Source organism: Escherichia sp. 94.0001, from assembly GCF_013369155.2.
Taxonomy (GTDB): domain Bacteria; phylum Pseudomonadota; class Gammaproteobacteria; order Enterobacterales; family Enterobacteriaceae; genus Escherichia; species Escherichia coli_F.
In genome coordinates this window covers 1-803 of sequence record NZ_JABWMS020000200.1, presented here as the reverse complement: position 1 = coordinate 803, position 803 = coordinate 1, and the positions used below count along the sequence as shown (strand labels likewise).

The window sequence follows — 803 nt, the reverse complement described above, 5'->3', positions numbered from 1 at the left end:
ACATATATTACAACGTATTATATATAATTGGTATTCTGGGAACTATATTCTCAAAATACAGTAGAAACGAGGTATGTTTCTGGTGGAAAGGACAGTGGGATTAAAAAGTAAGAATTGATAAAAAAAACGCCAGCAACACATAGTGCCGGCGGAGGGAATACCCCATGGAGAAAATGTGATGCCTAGAGCATCATGAATATATAATTAAAAATAGTTAGCGTTGTCAATACTTTCACAAAAATAATTTTCGTAGTATAGAAAGATATTTTTATGCATGACCTACCTGAATTTGCTCCGGGTAGAGGTTATAAATAAAAATTGAATCACGACAAACACAATATTCATAGTATGGCGATGCCTACGCCAGCAAGAATAGCGCCAATAATATTGGGAATATAATAGACACCAGACGCACAGGCATCTCACTCCTTAACAAACAACAATCAGGATATTTACTTTTACCAAGCTAACTGTTTACACCCAAAGTGCACACAATTAACCATTCAATAACAAATGGCAATATCCATAGCCATACGACTTTACCTTGTAATGTTCGGTATTTCTTTATAATTATTCTGGGAAATCTATCATTTATTTTTAAAATCAAATTATCTTGTTGTTTAAAAATAAGTTCACATACTTTATCATCTTCTTCCGCCATCAACATCTCTGCATACTTAAACATTTCAGAACGTTCCTTTAGCACAGAAGAGTAATTATATGTCCAGTTCCCAGGCAATAATGCTTATGGATATTTAATTCATAATTTAGAGAATATTTTGCAATAATATTTGGCAGTATTC

General features: G+C 32.9%; 1 protein-coding gene. It reads right to left on the bottom strand.

Annotated elements, in window-relative coordinates:
- Positions 1–466 precede the first annotated feature (466 nt).
- Positions 467–685, bottom strand: a complete 219-nt coding sequence (locus HEN33_RS25200) for a hypothetical protein (protein WP_000477617.1) — start codon at positions 683–685, stop codon at positions 467–469.
- Between the last annotated feature and the right edge of the window lie 118 nt (positions 686–803).